Here is a 19,060-nt window from a genome sequence, read left to right as displayed (position 1 = left end):
GGGGCGCGGGCCGGCGCCGCGGGCGAAGGCGAGGATGGCGTCGGCCGCTTCGCCGAGGCTCGCGAAGAGGCGGTGCATGCCCTCCACCGCGACGGGGGCGTTGCCCCCCATACCGTCGACGACGACCTGCGGGACGGGAAGGCCTGTCCGGGCGAACCGCCCGCGCACCCGGTGCTCGTAGTTCGAGGTCACCAGCGCCCACGACCCGGACGGCAGGGCCTCCAGCAGGCCGGCGGCACCGTCGAACGCCGCGTACACGCCCGAGCACACGTCCTCGTCGCTCGCGCAGCAATGCCAGGCACTCCGCGGGGGCGCGCTCCGGGGCGACCTCGGCGAAGGTCTCCACCGGCCTGGTGCGCAGCGCCACCCGGTGGACCTCGTCGGGATCCAGCCCATGGCGCCGCGCCCCACTCCGCCCACCTCCGGCGCTGGTTGTCCACGGCCTCGATCAACGTGCCGTCGACATCGAACAGGACGAACTTCTCACAACTGTTCGCGGAACAACCCCGTCAGGCCCTTGCGGGCGTTTCGACGTGCGCGACCAGCCGTCATCGGCGACCGTGGGGACCCGCCCAGGCGCCGGCCCCCAACCCCGGCCCCCGACCCCCGACCCCCGACCCACCGAGGAGACACCCGTGAACTGGACCATCGAAGTCGTCCCCGTCCCCGTCACCGACATGGACCGCGCGAAGGAGTTCTACGCCGGGGAGATCGGCTTCAACGTCGATCTCGACGACGAGGTCGCCCCCGGCGTACGCATCATCCAGCTGACCCCTCCCGGCTCCCGCTGCTCCGTCGCCCTGCTCCAGGGGATGCCCACGCCGCCCGACGCGAAGGTCATGGCCCCGGGCACCCTGCACGGGCTGCAGATGTGCGTGACCGACATCGAAGCCGCCCACGCGACCCTCACCGAGCGTGGGGTGGCCGTCTCCCCCGTCCGCCATGTCGGCGCTTCGGGCTGGGAGGAGGGCAAGGGCGGCACCTGGAACTCCTTCCTCACCTTCAGCGACCCCGACGGCAACGGCTGGGTTGTCCAGGAGGCTCCCTCCGACCTCAGCGAACGCTGACCCGCGCGCTACGCCACTTCGTTCGTACGCTCACCGGGACGGCTCCCGCGAAAGTCGATGTCGTCCATCAAGGCGAGCATCCGGGCGTTGACCCGGTCGGGGTGGTCGATCTGCGGTCCGTGGCCGGTGGCGGCGACGATTTCGGCGCGGGTGCCGGGGACGAGGCGCGGTACGCGCTCCACCTGGCGCTGCGGGTGCACGAGCAGGCTCCCGCTTGCCCATGACCGGGCGGAACGGCGTCCAAGTGGACCCCAGTTCCGCGTCCGGCAGCGGCAGCGGGGCGTCGGATCCGGGAGGCCCCTACGCCGGCCTGGATCACGGCGCGCGCGGAGTTCGGGGACGACGATCACCGGCTGTTCCAGCCACTCGTGTCGCCCTTGGCGATTCGTTCGTGCGCCTGCGCGGCGCCGAAGAGGCAAGCTCAGTCCCTCTGCGATGGGGCCTGGACAGCGGGACGCCCATGCTTACCGACGGGGCCCTCCGCGCTGTCACCATGCTGCGCTCGGTACCCGAGCAGGAGACGATCGACTACGGCCGCAGCGGGACGGCCCGGTATGCGGGTCCGCACAGCCTTGGAGCGGTGTGCAGCAGTTCTGGGGGCGGACGTGGCTGATGCAGCGACCTCGTCGCTCAAGGGCAAGTACCGCACCTATCGCCCGCTCTAGGGAGGCGGAACGACCTGCGGCTATGCCGACGAAGGCCGCCTGCTGGCGAGCCGGACGACCGCGGTCAGATGCGGGAGCGAACGCCCCGTCCCCGCCCATCGGAGCGTGCCGGCCCCGGCTCGGACGGATCGGTCGTGCCGCACCTGCCCCTCGGCCGGCCGCAGCCGCGGTCTGCGCGCGTATCTGCCTCGCTGGTCCTGGGGCGTCCGGTTCGGGGTGGGCGCTGATGGCGACGATCGCGCGGTGCGGGCAGTGCGTACCCGCGATGGCGATCGAACGTGATTGCTGTGGTCCGCACGTGCCCCTTACTGACCTCAGCAACGGCTTCCATGATGTCGAGCAGCGGCGGCGCGTCCAGAGGGTCATTCATGATCGCCTCGCAGACGACCGTGACCCGCAGGAATGCCGCTTCCTCATGCGGTTCTGGTGGCAGCTGGCCATGCCGTACCAAGAAGTGTCGATGGAGGAACTCAGACTGAACGTCGGCGAGTCGAAGCTCGCCGTGATCGAGGCGCTGATCAGCGCCATCAGGTCGTCTCGTGCCGACATCGACGGCTGGATCAGCACCACGCAGAAAGCCCTCCCAGTGATCCAGGATCGCGGCTTCACGTCCGATCAGGACAAGGACAGTTGACGCGATCGGAGGTTTGCCAGCGGCGAGCGGCCGGTGACGGAGGCGACCGCTCCGCAAGCCCTGACCGCCGGACGCCCGGCCGCGAAGGGGTCAGGCCGGCGGGGCGGGGTCGATGGTGAACACCTCGCCAGCGCCGGTCATCTCCAGCAGACGCATCACCTGGGGGGACGGGGCGGCCAGGCGCAGGCGGTGACCGGCCTCCTCGGCATGGCGACGCGCACCGAGAAGGGCGTTGAGGCCCGAAGAGTCGCAGAAGGACATGGCGGTCAGGTCCACCACCACATCGACGGCACCGGGGGCGGCCGCGATCGCCTCGTTCAGTTCCATGCGAAGCGCTGGGGCCCGATCGATGTCCATCTCCCCCCGCACACGGACCACGACCGGTCCGGGCCCTACCTCTTCCTCGTGACGCTCCACGTGTTCGATCCTTCCGGAACCCTGATCTCTGACTTAGCCGGCCCAGACCGTACCCGGGCAGACGCGGGGACCACCGTTGCCGCCCTCACGCCGCCGGCTACCGATGCCGGGGTGCGACTCTAGGGATTCTTGATTTCGATCGGAGCGCTCCGGCTCGACGTCGCTTGCGGGCCGACTACCCCTATCGGTGGATTGCGGGGCTCAGACGGCCCGGTCAGGGCAGCCTGGACGTCACGGACCGGCTCGTCCGGCGGGGTACGCCGTCGGGCCGCGGCCCCGCGTCCTGTGCGTTGTACTGCGCGACCGGCTCGGCAACGTTGACCGGCAACGCGGCACGGCACGGCGCGGAGCACCATGGCGGTCCCCCCGACTTGCCGGATCCGACATCGGCAGCTGATCCACCTCATCGAAACAATCCCCGAGCCTCTGCCCGTTCTCTCCCGCCCCAGCATTGAGGGCCGCACCTGGGACATTCCCTCTGGGACATTCCCTGGGCACGGCGCAGCTCCGATTCGTACGCCGACCTCGGCGTCGGCCGGGCGCGACCGTGAGCGCGGGTCGTACCGGCGGACCGCGGTCAGCAGTGGTCCGCCGGCACACCCTGAACTCCGCGACTGGCCGTAGGGGTCGTAGGGCGCAGAGGCCGGGCCAGGCTCGGGGTCGGGTTCCGCGGCAGCGGTCAGGCGAGAAAGCGTCAGATGGGGCGGACCTGCTGCGCCTGGGGACCCTTGGGCCCCTGGCCAGTGGTGAACTCCACCCGCTGGTTCTCCTCAAGCGACCGGAACCCGGACGCATCGATCTCGGAGAAATGCACGAACACGTCCGGAGTACCGTCATCCGGCGAAATGAACCCGAACCCCTTCTCCGCGTTGAACCACTTCACAGTCCCCTGAGCCATGACACACCTTCCCGATCCACCCCGCCCGCGAACTCCGCGGCCGGCAGCAACCCGATACTCCCCCACCCCTTACAGGCGAAACACCACTCAGGAGTGAACGAGACGAGCGGGCACGGTCCCTGCCGGGTCCACCCAGCGTGAGCGCCAGGTCGATGTGTTCTCCGAGAGCGACCAGCACCTCGATGAGGACGTCGGGGTCCGTCTCCTCGGCCGACCAGTCGGTGAAGATGTCCGGGGCAGGATCGGCGAGGGGGTCCTCATCACGGTCGTCGAACAGATGGGTCAGCCGTAGCACCTCGGCTCCGAACAGTCGGTGCAGCGGGTCCGGATGCGTCCGCAACGCCGCGGCAGCCGTCCAGAGGACGGTGCTGCCTCTCCGTCTCAACCGCGCCGGCCAGCCGGCCGCGGCCGGTCGCCCGTGCGCGCGTACGGTCCTTCGGTGACCGTCGTCCTGTGACGGAGACGGTGGTGGCAGTCCTCCGCAAGCCCCAGGAAGGCCTGGCCCACGGCCTCAGCTGCTCCTGCACCGCTGACGTCACGGAGGCCAGGCGGTGGCGGGTCCGCGGGGGACGGGCGCGGGAACAGGCGGCGCGTGAAGACAGCGCCGCCTGCCCGGTCGGTTCCTGTCCGACTCAGTCGTCGTCGGGGGCCGGACGGACCTTCACCGTTGTGGTGGTCTTGACCGACTTCTTGACGACCTTGCCGTGGTGGTCCTTGGTGATCTTGGTGATCGTCTTGACCACGACGACCTTGACCCGCCCGTCACTCAGGGTGCGTTGACTGATCGTGAGCTTGGTCGTCACCACTGTCTTGGTGCGGGCCTCGTGGGCCGGGCGTTCGTGGGTCGTCTGTGCGGCCGTCACCTGCGGTGCTGCGGGGGCGGCGAGGGCGGTGGAGGGAAGCAGGGCTCCGCCGGCGGCAAGGGCTCCGCAGGCGCCGAGGAGGGCGAGGCGCTGGGTCAAGGTCGTACGGGTCATGGGATGTCTCCTTGAGTGGGGATGGCGGGGGGCCATCGGTCCGGGCTGTCCGGTGGGCCCGTGCCGGGCCCGTGTCTCCATTGGGCCTGAGAGCCCTGTGACGGGTCATGCCCCTGGACCTCGGGACTTGACGTCCTCCGCCCGCTGTGCAAACCCGCCCGCACATCGCATGCGGAGCCGTGGGGCCGTCACTGACCTGCTCGTTCACCGATGCCGCAGGCCCCTCTGCAGGGCGGGCCACGGTGTCCGGCCCGCCTTTCGTGTGCATGGAACGGTCTGGCGGGGAAGGTGCTCGGGGACCCGTACACCCGAGAAGGGACGGACATCATGGCGCGACCGAGGATCGTGGTCGTCGGCGCGGGCTTCGCCGGCGTCGCCTGCGTACGCCGCCTGGAGCGGACGCTGTCACCCGGGGAGGCGGAGATCCTGTTGGTCACTCCGTTCTCCTACCAGCTCTATCTGCCCCTGCTGCCGCAGGTGGCCTCCGGGGTGCTCACCCCCCAGTCCGTGGCGGTGTCGCTGCGCCGCAGCCGCCGTCACCGCACCCGGATCGTGCCCGGCGGGGCCGTGGGCGTCGACACCCGGGCCAAGGTCTGCGTCATCCGGAAGATCACCGGGGAGCTGGTGGACCAGCCCTACGACCACCTGGTGCTCGCGCCGGGAAGCGTGACCCGCACCTTCGACATCCCGGGCCTGGCGGAGCACGGCCGCGGCATGAAGACGCTGGCCGAGGCGGCGCACCTGCGCGACCACGTGATCGCCCAGCTCGACCTGGCCGACGCCGCCGCACCGGGCTCGCCGGAACGCGCTTCACGACTCGGCTTCGTCGTGGTGGGCGGCGGCTACGCGGGCACCGAGACGGCCGCCTCCCTGGAGCGGCTCACCACGAACGCCGTCGCCCGCTACCCCCGGCTGGAACGGCGCGAGATCACCTGGCACCTCGTGGACGTGGCCCCCAAGCTGATGCCCGAGCTCGGCGACCGGCTGGGCCTGGCCGCCCTCGACGTGCTGCGCCGCCGCGGCATCCAGGTCTCGCTCGGCGTCTCGGTCGCCAAGGCGGGCCCCGAAGACGTCACCCTCACCGACGGCCGCGTGCTGCCCTGCCGCACCCTCATCTGGACCGCCGGAGTCGCCGCGAGCCCGCTCATCGCCACCCTGGGCGCCGAGACGGCGAAGAGCGGCCGGCTCGTCGTCACTCCGGACCTGCGGGTGCCGGGCGCGGACGGCGCGTTCGCACTCGGGGACGCGGCCGCCGTGCCCGACCTCGCCGGCGGCGGCGACGGTGCGGTGTGCCCGCCGACCGCGCAGCACGCCGAGCGCCAGGGCAGGGTCGCCGCCGACAACGTCATCGCAGCGCTGCGGGGCACGCCGCTGCGTCGTTACGTCCACAAGGACCTCGGCCTGGTGGTGGACCTCGGCGGCCGCGACGGCGTCTCCCGGCCGCTCGGCATCGGCCTGCGCGGCATGCCCGCCCAGGCCGTGGCCCGCGGCTACCACTGGGCGTCGCTGCGCACCGGTGCCGCGAAGACCCGGGTGATGACGAACTGGCTCCTGAACGCCGTGGCCGGCGACGACTTCGTCCGGACCGGCTTCCAGACGTACAAGCCGGGGACGCTGCGCGATTTCGAGTACACGGACCAGTACCTCACCCCGGAGGAGGTACGGGCCCGCACGGCGGCCGCCGGAGGCTGACGGCCGGCGCGGGCGAGATCGCCATCAGCAGGAGCCCGCCCCCTGCGCACACACCCCTCGTCGGAGCTCCGACCCGGCCACTCGCCCACTCCCGTGCCGGGGCCCGGCATCGTTTCGGTATCGTCACCGCGCCCGTGCCCCATCAGGGGTGACGGGCGCAAGACGTGTACGACAGGACGGTGCCCGTGAACGCGAACCCCGACTCGATAGCCGAAAGCCCCGACAGCAGGATGCTGTTGATCCCTGCGGGCGACCCCGGGTTCTCGCTCGGTGTGGCGCTGTGGGACGACGCGGACGACGTGTACCGGTCGTTCGTCCGATCCGCCCTGTCAGAGGGCTGGGAGAAGCGCGTCTTCAGGGCGGCTGTCGGCGGGCGGTCCGAGAAGGGCCTGCACTTGCCCGTCGTGGTGCAACTCGTGCCCCGCCCGGACAACGACTACAACCCCAAGGCGATCAGCGTGGCCGCACCCGCGCCCCTGGCCGGTACGGCTCATGAGCGGCACATGGGCTACATGTACGACCGGAACCTGGTGTCGCTCGGTGGGCCTCTGCGAGGTCTCGCATCCGTTGCGGACCGCCCGGTGGGCTGTCACGCGCTCGTCGAGCTGCTGGAGGCCGACGATCGCTGGGACGAGCACGAGGAGGAGGCGGGGGAGGAGCAGTCCGGCGACTGCCTCCGCATCCCGGGTGCGACGCGGCGGTACACGGCGACGGGTTCCCTGCGTCTGCGGCTGCCGTGGTGGGAGGACCTCCAGACCATGGTGGTCGAGTACGCGCGGAGGGCCCGACCCGGCCTGGTCATGCCGTTCATCGGCCACTGGATGCCTTACCGGCCGGGCGCCCACGCCGAACTTCTGCGGCGGACCGACCGGAAGGAGTTCCCCGTGACCCTCCGGGTCGCGAACGGCGCGCTCCTCGCCTACTACGAGGACCTGGAGCTGTCCGTGCTCGTGCCCTCCGGCCGGGACTTCTTCGCACGGACCATGCGCCAGGTCCAGGCAATGGGCGGCACGGCCACGGCCCGTGCCGAGGAACACCGGGGAGCGCTGAAGGTGCTCGTGGAAGACAGCCGGGGCGTGCTGTGAAGAAGCACCACAGCATCCGTGGCGGGCCCTCGGGCCCCGGTCCGAGCCCAGCCCGAGCCCGGCCGGCAGCACACGGCTCAGGGCATGGGGTCACGCCGGAGTGAGTACGGCCGAAGAGGGCACACGAGGAGCGCACCGTACCGCCCACTTCGGAGGCTTCCCCATGTCCTGTGTGTCCAGTCTGGTCGCTGTCCGTCTTGAGACGGAGGAGGGGGCTGTGCCGCTCTTCGTCCGGTTCTCGTATTCCGCTGACAATCCCTACGCGGTTCAGGCGGACTTCTTCGACGGTCTGGCCGTCCTGGCTTCCTGGCAGTTCGACCGGCAGATGCTGGCCGAGGGGGTACGTCGGCCGGTGGGTGAAGGAGACGTCACCTTCCGCCCCCACAGGGGGACGGGCGGCGCCGAAATCCGTATCGGCCTGCGCAGTCATGGTGATGGCCGAGAAGGACATGCTGTGCTCTGTGCGGATGTCGGTGCGCTGAAAGCGTTCCTGGACCGGAGTTACGCCGTGGTGGGCGATGGAGAGGAGTTCCTCGATCTCGACAGGCTTCTTGAGGAGTTCCTGGCCCGCTGAGGTCCAACCCATCGGATGCAGAAGCAGAGGAGTAGCGGTGATGGCGGAGGACCCGTGGAGCTTTGGGCCGTCGTGCGGTCAGCTGGCCGGCATCGACCTGACCGGATGGCAGGTGGAGGCCGTTGACGGCCACATCGGCGAAGTGGACGAGCATTCCGACGAGACGGGCAACGCGTTCCTGGTGGTGGACGCGGGAGGATGGATCTTCGGGAAGCTGCTGATTCCGGCGGGCGCGGTGACGCGGATCGACCGTGCCGGGCGCACGCTCCACCTGAGCCTGAGCAGGGGGCAGGTGGAGGACGCGCCTCAGTTCCTGCCGGACCAGCACCGTGGCGACCGGGAGTACCGGGAGGACATCGTGGACTACTACTGGAAGGCCGGCCCCTGCTAGTACTGCAGCCGTAGATCGTGATCTTCATCCTTGCGTGGCTTGTCGCCGAAAGTGGCTGGCCTGCGATCGCGCCTGGTGACGGCGTCGCCAGTCGGACCAGCCGAGTCGGTGGACGATGTCGTGGGCGGGTTGGGCGACGAGCGCGATGAACAGGCGCTGGATCTCGTTGCAAGTGAGCGTTATGAGGGTGTCGGGTGCGGGGTGGTGGGCGTGTTCGTCCGCGCGGACGACGGCGAGGAAGGCGTGCGCGAGCATGGCGAGGGTGACCCAGCGGGACCAGGACGTGTAGCGGCGGACCTGATGCTCGTCCAGTGCGGCCAGGCCCTTGCCGGACTGGAAGAACTCCTCCACTCGCCACCTTGATCCAGCGACGCGCACCGACTCGGCGAGCGGCACCGGTTCGGGCGAGTAGCAGCGGTCGTAGGCGAGTTCGCCGCTGCTGCGGTTTCGACGGATCAGCAGGTGGCGGTTGCCGGGTCGGGGTTCGCAGCTTTGGGTTGCCGCCGTAGACCTCGTCACCCGCAACCCATGCGACCCGATGGCCGGCATCCAGGAACCGGGTGACCATACGGGCGGCCAGTTCCGGCTTGGTGGCGAAGGACGCCTCCTCCGCGAGGCCCGCGGCGCGGCAGCGGTAGGCATCCGAGGACCAGAAGCGCGGAACGTAGAGTTCCCGATCCACCGCGGCGTGCCCGCTCCGACCTGCGTAGACCAGGTAGACAGCAACCTGGGCGTTTTCGATCCTGCCGGCAGTGCCGGTGTACCGACGCTGGACGCCGACAGTATCCACCCCCTTCTTCACGTCGCCGGTCTCATCGACCACCAGCACCGCCTGGTCATCGTGCAGGTGCTCCACCACGTAGCCACGCATGTCATCGCGTACCTGGTCGGCGTCCCACTTGGCCCGGCCGAGCAGGTGCTGCATGCCGTCCGGAGTGGCTTCCCCCGCCCACTCGGAGATGGTCCAGCAGTTCTTGCGAGGCAGGTCTGCCAACAGGCCGAGTACCAACTGCCGCACTGGCCGTCGGGGTTCGACCCGCGCGAACCGTCCCGCGATCCGGCCCATCAGGCCCTCGAACGACTCCTGCCAGCGGGCAGGGTCTACGCTGTGACCTGCGGCCACTGTGTGATCATCTGTATTCACGCACCGATGATCAACCCGTCCCCGTCTCCGCAGCGGCCCCGCGGCCAGATCACGAACTATGGCTGAGTGCCAGGAGGACAACGATGACGATGCCCCCGTGGTGGCACGATCTCCTGGCGGTCAGCGATGAGCTGGTCATCGTCGATGACGATCTCCCACCGACCCTCCTGCTGGCTGAGTTCGGCAACGTGTTCGCCGCCCACGCATCGGAACTGACACACGATCAGCGCAGGCAAGTGCTGAATCTTCTCGAGCAGGTGCTGACGGACGGCACCGAGGCAGATGGGGCACTGGTCGCCACCGGCTTCCTCGAGGCACTGCTCAACGCCTGGGACAACGGGTTCGAACTGCGGACGGTCTGGGATGACCTCGGTCCAGATTCCCAGGCGCACTGCCTGGCCTGGAACAAGTTCGCAGGCGTCGACTCGCCGGCTTGGATGCGTCTCCGTTGACCCGCCGGGTATGACCTCGGACATCTGCACGAGGTCAAAACCATATCGTTGCGTCCACCCGCCTCCGGGGCGGCCCCGCGGGCTGAGATCACGATCTACGGCTGGAGTACTAGGGAGTGTCGTCAAAGTAGCGTTGACCAGGCGGGACTTTGACGACACGACCTAAGGCCGTGAGGCGAAACGACGCCGATCCGCTCCGGGGGACGGAGCGGATCGGTAGGCGTCAGCCGTGGGCCAGGCCTGAGCTTTCGTCAGATGCGGCCGCCCATGAGCTTGGTGAGCGGGCCGACCTGGGGCTTGGCCGTGGAACGGCCGACGGCGAACGCCGCGCCGGCGACGCCGACGAGGCCTGCGGCCGCACCGGCAGCGATCGCCTTCCTGTTCTTGACGACCGTCCATGCGGCCGTGGCCGCGGTGGCTGCCTTGGCGGCGTTCGCCGTCACGGCCTTCTGGCCCGTCTGCAGGCCGCTGGCGACGGCGCGGCCGGCGTTCTTCGTGGCTTCACCCGCGGACTGCAGGCCCGCCGTCGCCGTCTCCTTGGCCTCGCGGGCAGAAGTTGCGGTGTCGCTTGTCGCTGTGGCGGCCTGCGACTGGGCCCGTTTGGCGGTCGACGCTGCACGCTTGGCGGGCGACTTGCCGGAGGTGGTACTGGCAGAGGTCTTGGCACTTCCGTTCGATTCAGTCATGACATTCCTTCTTGCCTGTTTTGGTCCGGTGAAACGGGGAGCGTCCCACCGAAAGGGTCTGCGGGCCGGTTCACGGGTTGCGGAATTCACGGGGAAGGAGCGACCCCAAGGGGCCCAGATCCAGATTGAGATCGTCCATGGTCAGGCCGTACCGCTCGCACAGTTCTTCCATCCGCTCGTGCAGGATCATCAGCGTCATGCCGATGCGCTCTTCCTCGTCCTCGGCGAGATCGCCCTGGTCGACGCGGTGTACGGCAGTGCGTTCCATCAGCTGGCGCAGCAGCTCGACAATGGTGAGCACGAGCTTGATCAGGTCGCGTTCCACGGTGTCGGGGTCGACGGAGAGCCGCTGTGCCACGGCGCTGCCCCCGGCGACGGCATGCGGGTCTTCCACCTCGGTCACCTCCTTGGCGCTGTGGCGCGGTCGGGGAACGGGGCGTCGGGGCGGGAGGTCCCCGCCCAGGGACCGGGCTCGTCGCCGGTGATCGAGCGGATGACCGCACGCAGGTTGATGTGGACCAGGTCCACATCGGCGATCGAGAGGACCAGGTCTCCGGTCAGGACGGCGCCGCCGGTCAGCAGGCGGTCCAACAGATCGATGAGTGCCACCGGTGGGCCGGACAGCCGTTCTGGCGACTGCGCCTCGGGGGAGGGGTCGTTCGGGAAGGGGGTGCTCATCGCGGCGCCCCGTCCGGGCCCGGGTCCGCCGCGGGAGTCGCGAAGGAGTACGGGGCCCAGGGACCGGTCACCTCCACCTGTACCCCGGCTGCCGGCCGCGTCGCCGCCTGTACTGCCTGGCGGAAGCGCTCTTCGGCGTCGGCGGGCACCAGATACGCGTGGTTGGCGATGTTGATCCCGTGCCGCCCGGACAGCTCGCCCTGCTGGGGGCGGTGCACGACAGCTGCCGTCGCGAGCGTCCGCGCCGCGTGCGCGACCTCGTCCGCGACCGCGCCGGCGGCACGGTAGAGGTCCTCGATGCTGTGCCGCTTCTGCCTGCGCTGCTGCAGGTACGCTCGGCCCGGGCTGGGCGCGAGCGGTTCGGCGGACGTTTTCGGGGTGGCCCGCGCTGCGGCCGCGGCGTCCGGATCGACGTGGACCTTCACTCCGAGCTCGACGTGGCCGTCGAGCCACGCCAGCAGTTCGGCGAACCGGTGGCGTTGATCGAGGAGCATGTCGGCCACACGGGCCTCGTCGAGATAGACCGTGGCCAGCCGGAGGGGGAGGAACACCGCCTCGCCGAACGCGGCGTCCACCACGGCGTGGTGGGCCCGGGCCAGCTCCTCCAGCCTGCCGAGATCCCCCAGACGGTGCTGCAACGCGGTCTCGTCGAAGGCGTCGGCCGGCACGGCCGACACCAGCGCGACGAGGCCGCCCGCGGCGACGGTTCCCACGTCGTGGCCGTCGACGCCGTTCGCCGCACGGGCGAGAGCGCGAAACTTCTCCTCGTCCCGGCCGACCCCGTACACGTAGGCCATCTGGGAGCCGGCGGTGGCCCGCTCCCCCACGGCTCGGGCCCCGGTCTCGCAGGTGGGGGCGCCGGCGGCCTTGCTCGTCTGGTCCTGTTGGTCCTGTGCGCTCATCGCGCCTCCTCCCTCCGCTCGCGGGTGTCCGCCGGAGGCTGCTGGTCCTGCACGTCCCCGGAGCGCAGGCGTACGAGTTCGGCGCGCAGGCGCTCGTTCTCGTCGGCGAGGAGCTCCTCCCGGCTGCCGCCCCCGCCCCCGCCGCCGACGTGGCGGGACGGGCGGGCGCCGGAGGAGAGCGAGGGGTCGTGCTCCCACCAGTCGATGCCCATCTCCTTCGCCTTGTCGACCGAGGCGACCAGCAGGCGGAGCTTGATGGTCAGCAGCTCGATGTCGAGCAGGTTGATCTGGATGTCTCCGGCGATGACGATGCCCTTGTCGAGCACCCGTTCCAGGATGTCCGCGAGGTTCGCGGAAGATCCCTGCTGGTGACTCGGCACTGCGGCGTGCGGTGCGGCCGGAAGGCGTCCTGCGAAGGACTCGGACACGGTGGCGCCCCTGTTCTCTGGTGTGCTCTGTTGTTACGGGTCAGCTGCCGACGGGAGTGCGACGACGGGTACGGCGGCCGGATCCGCGCGGCCGGGGGTCCTGCGCAGCGGGCGGCTCGTCGTCGTCCTCGTCGAAGTCGGAGTCCTGTTCGTCCGTGGCGGCCCCGTCGGGGGTCTCGGCCTCAGCCTCGTACTCCGGGTCCTCCTCGGCCTCCTCGTCGAACTCCTCGTCGACGGGATCGTCATCGACGGGCTCGTCGTACTCGTCGTCCTCGAATCCGCCCTCGGGGTCTGCGTCCTGGTCCGGGAAGTCCTCCGCCCGGCCCTCGGCCCGGTCCTCCTCCCTGACCGCTTCGTCGTGACCGATGACGACCTCGCCGTCCCGGATCTCGCCCCGCCAGCCGTCGGTCGCCTCTCCCCGCAGCATCAGGAACTTGCGGTAGAGCTTGAGGTCCAGCCGGGCACGCCTGCCCTGCGCACGCCACAGGTTGCCCGTCTTCTCGAACAGGCCCTTGGGGAAGTACTCCAGGACGAGCAGAACGCGGGTGAGGTCGTCGGTGATGGGGTGGAAGGTCACCACTCCCCGGACCGTTCCCTTCGCGCCGTGGGTGGTCCAGGCGATGCGCTCGTCCGGGATCTGCTCGGTGACGTTCGCCTGCCAGCTGCGGGTCGACTTGGCGACCTTCACCTTCCAGTTGGTGGTCGTGTCGTCCGCCGTCTCGACGCTGACGACACCCTTGGCGAAGGTACTGAACTCCTGGAACTGCGTCCATTGGTCGTACGCCTCGCGTACGGGGACACCGACATCGATGTCCTCGACGATCGTCACGCTCTTCGAGGTGCCGCCACCGGACGTGCGGCCACCACCGACAAGGCTCTGGGCCTTCTCCTTCAGGGTGTCCTTGACGGCGGACGTCCCCGCCGCGAGCGCGGCCCGCGCGGGGGACTTGCCCTCGCCGAGGGCCTTGCCCCCCTCGGCGAGACCCTTCGCGAGGCTTCCTTTCGCGGCGCCGGGCTCGGCCAGCCGGGCGACGTGGGCGCCGAGGCGCTCCCCGAGCCGGGTGACGGCGTCCTCGGCACGGGCCGTGAGGTAGCGGCGGAGTTCGTCCTTCAGCCGGTCGGTGGCCGGGTTTCCCACCACGTCGTTCTTGATCTTGCTGAGGGCCGAGTCACTCATCGCTGTCCCCCTTGCTCTTGCGCGTACGGGAGGCCGTGGACTTCCTGGGGGTGCTCGTACGCTTGCGGGCTGCTGTCGACCTGCCGGAGGAGCCGCCGGAGGAGCTGCTGGGTGAGGGGGCGCGGCCGGTGCTCTTCTTGCCTGCGGTCTTGGCCGCAGCCGGGGACCGTTTCCGCTTCTGCCGGCTGTCGCCGGCGTCGCCGTCTGCTCGCTCCGCGCCGTCGTCCGCGGGTTCGTCGTCCCTCTTGCGCGCTTCGGCACCGTCATCAGCGTCGGCTTCCGAGGTGTCGTCGGTTTCCGGGGCGTCGTCGGCTTCGGAGGCGTCGTCGCGGCTGAGGGCCCGCGTGCGCTGCTGCAGTGAGTCGGCGAGGCCTGCGGCACGCTGGCTGAGGGCCTGTGCCGCGGCCGACTTCGTCGCCTCGAACAGCTCTCTGCGGATCTGCTCGCTCAGGGCACCCGTCACGGGCGAGGCGGCCAGCACCTTTCCCAGTCGCCGGGGGTCGAGGTCCAGCCTGCGGCCGGCGAGGAACATTCCCACCCCGATGGCCATCTTGGCCTTCCTCGTCCGCCCCAGGAGGTAACCCCCGACGAGCACGGCTGCCGTCGTGGCGTTCTTCGGTATCACCGGTGTACCTCGTTCCGCCTTGCTTGATCACTCTGTTTCGTCATGAGCCGCTTCCCGTCTGGCTTCGGTAGGCCTCGATTTCGTCGAGGCGGTCCAGGAGGGCGTCCTCCCGCCGGTCGAACTCGGCAGCGTCCACGCGGCCGTTGGCCAGGTCGTCCACGAGCGCCGCCAGCTGTGCCCGCACGGGCCCGGGGTCGTAGTACTCACGCTCCGCGGCGACCAGCACCTGGTCGACCACCCAGGCCGTGCCGCGCAGCGGTGCGATCGGCAGGGTCAGGATTGTGGTGATGAGCCCCACGTCCCGGCCTCCTTCCTGCGTTCGCCGTGCGTGCCGGCGTACCTGTCACACGAAGCTGTACGGCGGCAGCGGACCGGTCAGGGTGAAGGTGTAGGTCTCGCCCCGGCGGTCCGCCTCCTCGCGTACCGCCCGGACGAACTCCTCCGCGGACTCCGCCGCGACGAGGAAGGAGGCGTTGAGGAAATGGCTGGCACCCGGCTCGGCACGCGAGACGCGGGCCGCGGCCGGCAGCAGCCTCTCCAGGGTCTTCTGGGCCTGTTCGTTGTTGCGCTCGGCCACCTGGCCCGCGACGAGCTCGCCGAGGGCGATGCGGTCGTCCTGCCCGGCGGATCCCGACCTGGTGCGTTCGTTGAGTTCCCTGATCTGGTCCGACTCGGACACGATTTCGAGCAGGAGGTCCTGTTCGTCGCGGGCCGCCTTGAGGTTGAACTCGACATGTCCGGCGAGCTCGGCCAGGCGGCTGCGGTATGCGGGCCCGTCCTGCTCCAGGGCTTGCGCCACGTGGTCGTCGTCCGGGCCGAGCAGACCGAAGCGCATGGGCAGTGTCGCTCCGTCCGCCATCAGCGCCTCCAGGACCGCCTCGTGTGCCAGCACGTCACGGCGCTTGGCACGCAGGCCTTCTGGAGCGTCGCTGACGACCGCGGCGATGTCGCCGGCGCGGACCGTCCGCAGAGGTGGCGTCTGCTCGCCCACACCCTGGAGGTCGTCCAGGCGCAGGGGGTGGTCCTTGGCGGTGATGGCGTAGATGTAGGTGGGCACCTGTTACTCCTCCCGTCGGGCGGCGGACGTGCGGCTGGACGCCGACTTGCGCGCCGGCCGCTTGCGGGGCTCTTCCTCGGACTCCTCGCGCTTGCTCTGCAGGGAGTCCGTGATCGCCTCGACGGCGCCGGTCAGGGCGCCCTTCGACTTCCCCTTCGCGCCGTTCTCGGTCATGTCGCCGACGATGTCGGTGAGCTGCGTGGGTGCCTTCCGCCCGGATTCCAGATCGAGCCGGTTGCACGCCTCGGCGAAGCGGAGGTAGGTGTCCACGCTGGCGACGACCACGCGGACATCGATCTTGAGGATTTCGATCCCGACCAGGGAGACGCGGACGAACGCGTCGATCACGAGGCCCCTGTCGAGGATCAGTTCCAGTACGTCGTAGAGGTTTCCCGAGCCGCTTCCGCCGCTCGTTGCACTGCTCTGTTGGACGAGTGTCACGGTGAACTCCTTCCAATTGTGCGTCTTGCGACGCGTGTTGGCGCCCGGCTCCCTCCTGGGGAGGGCCGGCGCCGCCGCCTCAGCGGCGGTCGATCTGGCCGCGGGCGTAGCGCCGTGTGCGCTCGTACTCCACGAGCCGGCCGTCGGTGTCGAGCGCGACGCGGTACGAGGCCATCACGCTCATCGTGTCCGGGATCTTCTCCAGTTCGACGATCTCCACCTCCGCCGTCCAGCCGTCTTCGGTGGCCTTCACCTTTGAAACGGAACCGGGTTCGCACCGGAGGAGCTCCGAGAGCTGCTCGGAGGCGAGGCGTATCGCTGTGGCGATGTCGAGTCTTTTGGTCGTCTCTTGCGTTTCGTCGTCTGTCGCGCTCATGTTCCCGCCTGTGAGGCATGGAAGACGGCTCTGCTGTGGTGTTCCGGCGCCGTCTGGACTCACGTTCGCCTGCCCGCCACTTCCGAGCGTATGCATGACGGACCATCAGGTTGATCGGGCAGGAGCGGCGTCGGGCCCCTTGGAGGCCGGCCGGTTCGGCGGTCGTGCCGGTTTTCCCGGTCGGGTCGGTGCCGGGTGGGGGTTGCGCTGGAGTGCGCTCCAACTCGTAAGGTCGGCCGCCATGACGATGCGATACAGGTTCTTGGGCGGTACCGGGCTCGAAGTGAGTGTGCAGTGTCTGGGCACGATGATGTTCGGGGCGGTCGGGAACCCCGACCACGACGACTGCGTACGGATCATCCACGCGGCTCTGGACGCCGGTATCAACTTCGTGGACACCGCCGACATGTACTCGGCCGGCGAGTCCGAGACCATCGTGGGCAAGGCGTTGCGCGGGAGGCGGCGCGAGGACGTGGTGCTCGCGACCAAGGGCCACTTCCCGATGGGTGAGGGGCGCAACCGCGGCGGCAACTCCCGGCGCTGGCTGACCCGGGCGGTCGAGGACAGCCTGACCCGGCTGGGTACCGATGTGATCGACCTCTACCAGGTGCACCGGCCGGACCCGCGGACGGACATCGAGGAGACCCTGGGTGTGCTGGGCGACCTGGTGCGGGCGGGCAAGATACGGGCCTTCGGCTGTTCCACCTTCCCGGCCGAGGAGATCGCCGAGGCGCACCACGTGTCCGAACGGCGGGGCCTGGCCCGGTTCCGGACCGAGCAGCCGCCGTACTCGCTCCTGGCGCGCGGGGTGGAGAAGGACGTGCTGCCGGTGGCCCGGCGGTACGGGATGGGGGTGCTGACGTGGAGTCCGCTGGCGTCGGGGTTCCTGAGCGGGAAGTACCGGTCCGGGCGGGAGGTCGACCTGAGCCGCGGCCGTGCGGCGCTGACGCCGGCGCGCTTCGATCCCGCGCTACCGGGGAACGCGGCGAAGCTCGAAGCGGCCGGTGAACTGATGGATCTGGCGGCCGAGTTCGGCTGCACACTGCCGGAGCTGGCGGTTGCGTTCCCGCTGGTGCACCCGGCGGTCACCTCCGTGATCGTCGGGCCGCGGACCATGGAGCAGTTGGAGTCCCTGCTGAAGGGGGTTGCCGTGGTGCCGGACGACGCGGTGCTGGGCCGGATCGACGAGATCGTGCCGCCGGGCACCAACCTGTACCAGCCGGACGGCGCCTGGCGGCCGGTCGCGCTGACCGATCCGGCCCTGCGCCGGCGAGCCGCCGGCGACCGCTGAGGCGGGGCATGCGCCCGGCCCCAGGCCGGGGCGGGGCGGGGCGGGGCGGCTGATGAGGCGGGCGGGCGATGGAGCCGAACCGGAAGCCGCGCGGTGCCGGCTTGCGGGACGGGTGATGGAGGTCCGTCCGGATCACCCCGGCCAGTGCACACGCCCGAGGTGGATGAGGCGGAGCTGGCCGAGGGCCGTGCGGGTGGCGGCCGTCCAGTCCTCGCCGCGCAGGGAGGCGGCGAGGAACGCGGAGGCCGTCATGAACATGTGGTCCACCAGCAGCCGCGACAGCATCGTCACATCCTGCCCGGCCCAGCCCGCACTCACGGGATCGGCCGCGAGGGCGGCCCCTGTCTCCTCGGCGAACACGTCCAGTTGTTCCGATATCGCCTCTCGTACCGCCGCGACGCCGCCGTGGCGCTCGCGGACCAGGAAACGGACGTGCGCGGGCCGGGTGCGGACCAGTTCGGCGACGAGGCGCACCGCGGCCTCGCCGCGCCGGTCGGGGTCGCCGGTGGTGGCGAGGACGCCGCGCACGGTCGTGTGGAGACTGGCCAGTGCTTCCTCGACCAGCGCCGTCCCCAGCTCGTCCATGTCCCGGAAGTGCCGGTAGAAGGCGGTGGGGGCGACACCCGCGGCCCGGGTGACCTCCCTGAGGCCGAGACTGCCCAGGCTGCGCTCCTCCAACACCGACAGGGCCGCGTCGAGCAGGGCGCGGCGGGTGCGGCGGCGCTGGGTCTCGCGGACCCCCGTGGACGGACTCATGACGCGCAGTCAACCGCGTCACACTCGTGCGCCGCCAGCATGACCCCGACTGAACCGGGTAGTCAGTGAACAACTGTTACCCGAAAGGAAGGACCTCTCGTGCTCTTCCTCGTAGGCGCACTGCTGGTGCTCGGCGTCGTCCTCGGCGCCGTGGTCCACCTCCCCGTACCCGTCGGCGCGGCCATCGGTCTCGCCATCGCCCTGTGGCTCGGCCTCTTCGCCGCCCGCGAACGACTGTCGGGCCGGCGCCGGAGCGCACTGCCCCACCACGATCGTGGGGGGCTGCGATGACGCCGCGCACCCGACCCCGTACCGGCACGGATACGCGTAACCGTAGCCGGAGCCGTACCCGCGACGCCGACGCGATGGCCGTCACCGCGTTCGTGCTCGGCCTGGTGGGGCTGCTCGTGATGAACCTGCTGCTCGGCCCCGTGGCCGTGGTCCTCGGCACCCTCGCCCTGTACCGCCGCACCACCCGCCCCGGCCGCGCCCGCCTGGCCATCGCCCTGGGCATCACCGACGTCCTGGTCCTCGTCTGCCTCGTCACCGCCGACGGCACCTGGTCCTGGAGCCTGACCTGACCGCCTGGGCGACTCCGGCCGCTTCACGCAGCGGTGCCCGTCCCGCCCTCCGCGGCATTTCGTCCA

26 protein-coding genes and 2 pseudogenes are annotated in these 19,060 nt (G+C 70.3%); 10 read left to right on the top strand and 18 right to left on the bottom strand.

Features of this window, described 5'->3' with window-relative positions; all coding sequences use genetic code 11:
- Positions 1-15: 15 nt before the first annotated feature.
- Positions 16-452: pseudogene (locus AB0F82_RS31220) on the bottom strand (phosphatase); the annotation flags it as partial.
- A gap of 183 nt (positions 453-635) precedes the next feature.
- Between AB0F82_RS31220 and AB0F82_RS31215 the strand changes: the two are divergent.
- Complete coding sequence (locus AB0F82_RS31215) at positions 636-1,067, top strand: VOC family protein (protein ID WP_362633514.1); 432 nt, start codon at positions 636-638, stop codon at positions 1,065-1,067.
- 8 nt (positions 1,068-1,075) lie between these two features.
- Here the strand turns inward: AB0F82_RS31215 and AB0F82_RS31210 are convergent, their stop codons facing one another.
- Positions 1,076-1,267 carry an alpha/beta fold hydrolase gene (locus tag AB0F82_RS31210; RefSeq protein ID WP_362633511.1) on the bottom strand — a complete coding sequence of 64 codons (192 nt, stop codon included), beginning with the start codon at positions 1,265-1,267 and terminating at the stop codon, positions 1,076-1,078.
- A 691-nt stretch (positions 1,268-1,958) separates the two neighbouring features.
- Here AB0F82_RS31210 and AB0F82_RS31205 point away from each other — a divergent pair.
- A complete protein-coding gene (locus AB0F82_RS31205) occupies positions 1,959-2,366 on the top strand; it encodes a hypothetical protein (protein WP_362633508.1) in 408 nt (135 codons plus the stop codon).
- A gap of 90 nt (positions 2,367-2,456) precedes the next feature.
- Here the strand turns inward: AB0F82_RS31205 and AB0F82_RS31200 are convergent, their stop codons facing one another.
- From AB0F82_RS31200 to AB0F82_RS31190, 3 genes are all read right to left on the bottom strand, one after another.
- The gene (locus AB0F82_RS31200; RefSeq protein ID WP_362633505.1) at positions 2,457-2,783 is read right to left on the bottom strand and encodes an STAS domain-containing protein; all 327 of its coding nucleotides are present in this window, start codon (positions 2,781-2,783) and stop codon (positions 2,457-2,459) included.
- Positions 2,784-3,477: 694 nt separating this feature from the next.
- Positions 3,478-3,681, bottom strand: coding sequence for a cold-shock protein (locus AB0F82_RS31195; RefSeq protein ID WP_030832902.1), 204 nt, complete (start codon positions 3,679-3,681; stop codon positions 3,478-3,480).
- Between the two features lie 632 nt (positions 3,682-4,313).
- Positions 4,314-4,658: a hypothetical protein gene (locus AB0F82_RS31190; RefSeq protein ID WP_362633500.1), complete on the bottom strand. Its 345-nt coding sequence runs from the start codon at positions 4,656-4,658 to the stop codon at positions 4,314-4,316.
- 327 nt (positions 4,659-4,985) lie between these two features.
- Between AB0F82_RS31190 and AB0F82_RS31185 the strand changes: the two genes are divergently transcribed.
- The 4 genes from AB0F82_RS31185 to AB0F82_RS31170 all read left to right on the top strand — a co-directional run bounded on the left by AB0F82_RS31185 (position 4,986) and on the right by AB0F82_RS31170 (position 8,400).
- Complete coding sequence (locus tag AB0F82_RS31185; protein ID WP_362633497.1) at positions 4,986-6,350, top strand: NAD(P)/FAD-dependent oxidoreductase; 1,365 nt, start codon at positions 4,986-4,988, stop codon at positions 6,348-6,350.
- 185 nt (positions 6,351-6,535) lie between these two features.
- A complete protein-coding gene (locus tag AB0F82_RS31180) occupies positions 6,536-7,435 on the top strand; it encodes a hypothetical protein (RefSeq protein ID WP_362633494.1) in 900 nt (299 codons plus the stop codon).
- A 217-nt stretch (positions 7,436-7,652) separates the two neighbouring features.
- The gene (locus tag AB0F82_RS31175) at positions 7,653-8,009 is read left to right on the top strand and encodes an SsgA family sporulation/cell division regulator (protein ID WP_362633491.1); all 357 of its coding nucleotides are present in this window, start codon (positions 7,653-7,655) and stop codon (positions 8,007-8,009) included.
- Between the two features lie 40 nt (positions 8,010-8,049).
- Entirely contained in the window at positions 8,050-8,400 is a 351-nt protein-coding gene (locus AB0F82_RS31170) for a PRC-barrel domain containing protein (protein ID WP_362633488.1), read from the top strand.
- A 24-nt stretch (positions 8,401-8,424) separates the two neighbouring features.
- Here AB0F82_RS31170 and AB0F82_RS31165 read toward each other — a convergent pair.
- A pseudogene (locus AB0F82_RS31165) lies at positions 8,425-9,466 on the bottom strand (IS701 family transposase).
- A gap of 161 nt (positions 9,467-9,627) precedes the next feature.
- Between AB0F82_RS31165 and AB0F82_RS31160 the strand changes: the two are divergent.
- A complete protein-coding gene (locus AB0F82_RS31160; protein WP_362633485.1) occupies positions 9,628-9,996 on the top strand; it encodes a hypothetical protein in 369 nt (122 codons plus the stop codon).
- 251 nt (positions 9,997-10,247) lie between these two features.
- Here AB0F82_RS31160 and AB0F82_RS31155 read toward each other — a convergent pair whose 3' ends face one another.
- From AB0F82_RS31155 to AB0F82_RS31105, 11 genes are all read right to left on the bottom strand, one after another.
- Entirely contained in the window at positions 10,248-10,682 is a 435-nt protein-coding gene (locus AB0F82_RS31155; protein WP_362633483.1) for a hypothetical protein, read from the bottom strand.
- Between the two features lie 70 nt (positions 10,683-10,752).
- Positions 10,753-11,145, bottom strand: a complete 393-nt coding sequence (locus AB0F82_RS31150) for a gas vesicle protein K (protein WP_436842201.1) — start codon at positions 11,143-11,145, stop codon at positions 10,753-10,755.
- Positions 11,082-11,360 (bottom strand): gas vesicle protein, encoded by a 279-nt coding sequence (locus AB0F82_RS31145; protein ID WP_362633477.1) that lies wholly within the window; start codon positions 11,358-11,360, stop codon positions 11,082-11,084. Before AB0F82_RS31145 ends, AB0F82_RS31150 begins: the two co-directional genes overlap by 64 nt.
- Entirely contained in the window at positions 11,357-12,262 is a 906-nt protein-coding gene (locus AB0F82_RS31140; RefSeq protein WP_362633474.1) for a GvpL/GvpF family gas vesicle protein, read from the bottom strand. Before AB0F82_RS31140 ends, AB0F82_RS31145 begins: the two co-directional genes overlap by 4 nt.
- A complete protein-coding gene (locus AB0F82_RS31135; RefSeq protein WP_362633471.1) occupies positions 12,259-12,690 on the bottom strand; it encodes a gas vesicle protein in 432 nt (143 codons plus the stop codon). The genes AB0F82_RS31140 and AB0F82_RS31135 overlap by 4 nt, the downstream gene beginning before the upstream one ends.
- Before the next feature lie 40 nt (positions 12,691-12,730).
- Positions 12,731-13,867 carry an SRPBCC family protein gene (locus tag AB0F82_RS31130; protein WP_362633468.1) on the bottom strand — a complete coding sequence of 379 codons (1,137 nt, stop codon included), beginning with the start codon at positions 13,865-13,867 and terminating at the stop codon, positions 12,731-12,733.
- Entirely contained in the window at positions 13,860-14,492 is a 633-nt protein-coding gene (locus AB0F82_RS31125) for a hypothetical protein (RefSeq protein ID WP_362633465.1), read from the bottom strand. The genes AB0F82_RS31130 and AB0F82_RS31125 overlap by 8 nt, the downstream gene beginning before the upstream one ends.
- A 40-nt stretch (positions 14,493-14,532) precedes the next feature.
- Positions 14,533-14,790, bottom strand: coding sequence for a gas vesicle protein GvpG (locus AB0F82_RS31120; protein WP_362633462.1), 258 nt, complete (start codon positions 14,788-14,790; stop codon positions 14,533-14,535).
- A 45-nt stretch (positions 14,791-14,835) separates the two neighbouring features.
- The gene (locus AB0F82_RS31115) at positions 14,836-15,549 is read right to left on the bottom strand and encodes a GvpL/GvpF family gas vesicle protein (RefSeq protein WP_362633459.1); all 714 of its coding nucleotides are present in this window, start codon (positions 15,547-15,549) and stop codon (positions 14,836-14,838) included.
- Between the two features lie 3 nt (positions 15,550-15,552).
- Complete coding sequence (locus AB0F82_RS31110) at positions 15,553-15,990, bottom strand: gas vesicle structural protein GvpA (RefSeq protein WP_362633456.1); 438 nt, start codon at positions 15,988-15,990, stop codon at positions 15,553-15,555.
- Between the two features lie 79 nt (positions 15,991-16,069).
- On the bottom strand, positions 16,070-16,366 hold the full coding sequence (locus tag AB0F82_RS31105) for a gas vesicle protein (protein ID WP_362633454.1): 297 nt from the start codon (positions 16,364-16,366) through the stop codon (positions 16,070-16,072).
- Positions 16,367-16,613: 247 nt separating this feature from the next.
- On the opposite strand from AB0F82_RS31105, the gene AB0F82_RS31100 reads away from it, so the two are divergent.
- Complete coding sequence (locus AB0F82_RS31100) at positions 16,614-17,657, top strand: aldo/keto reductase (RefSeq protein WP_362633572.1); 1,044 nt, start codon at positions 16,614-16,616, stop codon at positions 17,655-17,657.
- A gap of 132 nt (positions 17,658-17,789) precedes the next feature.
- Here AB0F82_RS31100 and AB0F82_RS31095 read toward each other — a convergent pair whose 3' ends face one another.
- Positions 17,790-18,413: a TetR family transcriptional regulator gene (locus AB0F82_RS31095; RefSeq protein ID WP_362633451.1), complete on the bottom strand. Its 624-nt coding sequence runs from the start codon at positions 18,411-18,413 to the stop codon at positions 17,790-17,792.
- 99 nt (positions 18,414-18,512) lie between these two features.
- Here AB0F82_RS31095 and AB0F82_RS31090 point away from each other — a divergent pair, with 99 nt between their 5' ends.
- Both AB0F82_RS31090 and AB0F82_RS31085 read left to right on the top strand, forming a co-directional pair.
- Complete coding sequence (locus AB0F82_RS31090) at positions 18,513-18,704, top strand: hypothetical protein (RefSeq protein WP_362633448.1); 192 nt, start codon at positions 18,513-18,515, stop codon at positions 18,702-18,704.
- 74 nt (positions 18,705-18,778) lie between these two features.
- Positions 18,779-18,994 (top strand): DUF4190 domain-containing protein, encoded by a 216-nt coding sequence (locus AB0F82_RS31085; RefSeq protein ID WP_362633445.1) that lies wholly within the window; start codon positions 18,779-18,781, stop codon positions 18,992-18,994.
- Positions 18,995-19,060: the final 66 nt, after the last annotated feature.

This window comes from Streptomyces virginiae (assembly GCF_040638905.1).
GTDB classification, from domain to species: domain Bacteria; phylum Actinomycetota; class Actinomycetes; order Streptomycetales; family Streptomycetaceae; genus Streptomyces; species Streptomyces virginiae_B.
This window is presented reverse-complemented; position numbering and strand designations above follow the sequence as displayed.